This window comes from Nitrosomonas ureae (genome assembly GCF_900108305.1).
GTDB lineage: Bacteria > Pseudomonadota > Gammaproteobacteria > Burkholderiales > Nitrosomonadaceae > Nitrosomonas > Nitrosomonas ureae_B.
The window spans coordinates 1-2,569 of record NZ_FNUX01000064.1 but is presented as its reverse complement, the minus strand read 5'-3'; the positions used below and the strand labels follow the sequence as shown (position 1 = coordinate 2,569).

General features: G+C 47.6%; 2 protein-coding genes. Both read right to left on the bottom strand.

Features of this window, described 5'->3' with window-relative positions:
* Positions 1–147: 147 nt before the first annotated feature.
* Positions 148–957 (bottom strand): IS21-like element helper ATPase IstB, encoded by an 810-nt coding sequence (gene istB / locus C4S39_RS14995; RefSeq protein ID WP_103967730.1) that lies wholly within the window; start codon positions 955–957, stop codon positions 148–150.
* Positions 950–2,455 carry an IS21 family transposase gene (istA, locus tag C4S39_RS14990; protein WP_103967729.1) on the bottom strand — a complete coding sequence of 502 codons (1,506 nt, stop codon included), beginning with the start codon at positions 2,453–2,455 and terminating at the stop codon, positions 950–952. The genes istB and istA overlap by 8 nt, the downstream gene beginning before the upstream one ends.
* Positions 2,456–2,569 lie beyond the last annotated feature (114 nt).

The window sequence follows — 2,569 nt, the reverse complement described above, 5'->3', positions numbered from 1 at the left end:
TGTTGCTGCTAACTGAAAACTGACCACCTGTGCTAATTGAAATTTGACTAGGTGAAATAGTGGTATAGCGTACTATACCACTGTGGATAAGTCGACCAAACTGAGATGGTTTTGCCTCCTGATGATGTTGAGCATGATAGTAGTCGATTAGAAATCCGCGTGCTCTGCTGACGGCGAGTATTTTTCTTTTTCTCGCGACTGAATTCGCTCCTTGGCGGTTGCGCTACTGTGCTTGAAGCGGAACGACTCGTTGCCGGTTTCAATAATGTGACAATGATGAGTCAGTCGATCCAATAGCGCGGTAGTCATTTTGGCGTCAATGAACACGTTGCTCCATTCTGCAAATGTCAGATTGGTTGTGATGATGACGCTGGTTCGTTCATAGAGTTTGGAGAGCATATGGAACAGCAAGGCGCCACCGGCCTGTGAGAATGGCAAATAGCCGAGCTCATCTAGAATGACTAAATCCATCTGCATTAATCTAAGCGCCAATCTTCCTTGTTTACCAGCGGCTTTTTCCTGCTCCAGCGTGTTGACCAGATCTACCGTAGAGTAAAAACGCACTCTTTTACTGTGACACTGGATACCTGAGATACCAATTGCAGTTGCAAGATGGGTCTTGCCTGTACCGGTGCCACCGACCAGTACCAGATTTTGTGCGGCAGCAGTAAATTCCATGGCGGTCAATTGATTGATTAGTTGCTCATCCACTTTGGATTGGCTGAAATCGAAACCCTGTAAATCACGATGAATTGGAAATCTGGCGGCATTGATCTGATAGCGAATAGAGCGAATGCTTCGATCGATCAATTCAGCTTGCAATAATTGGCGCAGTAATTCTGCCGATGAATCAAGCAAAGTAGTCGCGCTTGATGTGTTCTGGTTTTGCAAATCTGTATAGCAGTCCGCCATGCCATACAATTTGAGCGCCTTGAGTCGAGCAATGATTTCAGACATATGGCACCTCTTGCGTATTAAGGCTGTCATAGCGTGATGTATTTGCCAACGGTTCTTCATCAAGTTTTAGACTGGTTTCCACCTGCACTGGAAGCTGAGATTGATTAAGGCGCGCCAGCACATTCAGTACATGTTCGGCGCTGGTTACACCCGATTCCAGCACCAGCTCGACTGCAACCAAAACGGCTTCCAAGCCATGTAACGGCACAAAGCCAAGTACCTTGGCCATGATTCGGTCACCCTGTTGCCGCTCTCGTCTTCGTAATGCTGCTTGCAATTGTGCAAAAGGTGCTGGCATATCGGTGAATGGTGCACCGTTGCGTAAAGCACCGGGTTTTTTCTCAATAAGTGGAATATAGTGCTGCCAGTCATAACTGACCTGGTCACGATCGAGTAGGCGCGTATGGCAAGCAACGATCGTGTTACCGGAAGATAGATCGACTCGGTTTGAATAGAGATGCACCATTACTTTCTGATTGGCCAGATAACAAGGAACGGAATAACGGTTACGCTGCACCGTCACCAGACAAGTGCTGGAAACACGTGCCAACACTTCTATGTAACCATCAAACGGCGTTGGCATCGGCATCAAATACAGTTGCTCTTGTTCAAGCGCATCGGCGATGTTAATGCCAGCATAGTTCGGATGCGGCAGTTGCGTCCACAGGGTACGGCAACGTGCTTCTAGCCAGACGTTGAGTTCTGCGAATGAACTGAACTGTTGCTGTTTGGCTTCCGTCCAGATGTGGCGACGGGTATCTTGAACATTCTTCTCAACGATCCCTTTCTCCCAACCAGAAGCAACATTGCAGAAATCCGGATCGAACAGATAGTGTGCCGTCATGGCAAAAAAGCGTGTATTGACAATGCGACCATTGCCTTTAGAGATCTTGTTCACAGCGGTCTTCATGTTGTCGTAAATGCCGCGCCTTGCAATTCCTCCTAAAGCTGCAAATGCCCTGGTGTGCGCATCGAACAACATCTCATGGCTTTGTGACGGATAGCCCGATAACATGAAAGCACGACTGGCACATAGCTTCGTGTGCGCAGCAAGGATCTTGCGATGAATGCCGCCAATCACCAACCACTCTTCGCTCCAATCGAACTGAAATGCTTCACCCAATTCAAACTTAAGCGGAACATAGGCGGATTTACCCTCGACTGTGGCCGTGTGGTTGCGCAAGTTGCGTAGAAACCGGGTGACGGTAGCATAGCAGCCAGTAAAACCTTCCTTCTTTATTGCATTGAACAACATTAATGCTGTACGCCGATCCCGCTTAGGGCGGTGTGCATCAGCTTTCAATGCCAATAATAGACTCGGTTCAAACGGTGTCAGCAAACCCGCAACCTTGGCCCTCCGGTACTTAGTGGCACTTCCATTCGGTTCCTTGAGCCATTTCTTAATCGTATTGCGTGACAAACTTGTGCGCTGTTGAATCTCACTGATAGACAGATGTTCACGGTAAAACATCCGCCGGATCTTTGCATACATAACCATGGTAATCACTCCTTTTACCCCCGCTTAAAAATTAAGCAGGATACGTGGATTACCTGGTCAAAATTCAGTTAGCACAAACAGCCTTTTCTGGTCAGTTTTGAGTTAGCGTCAACA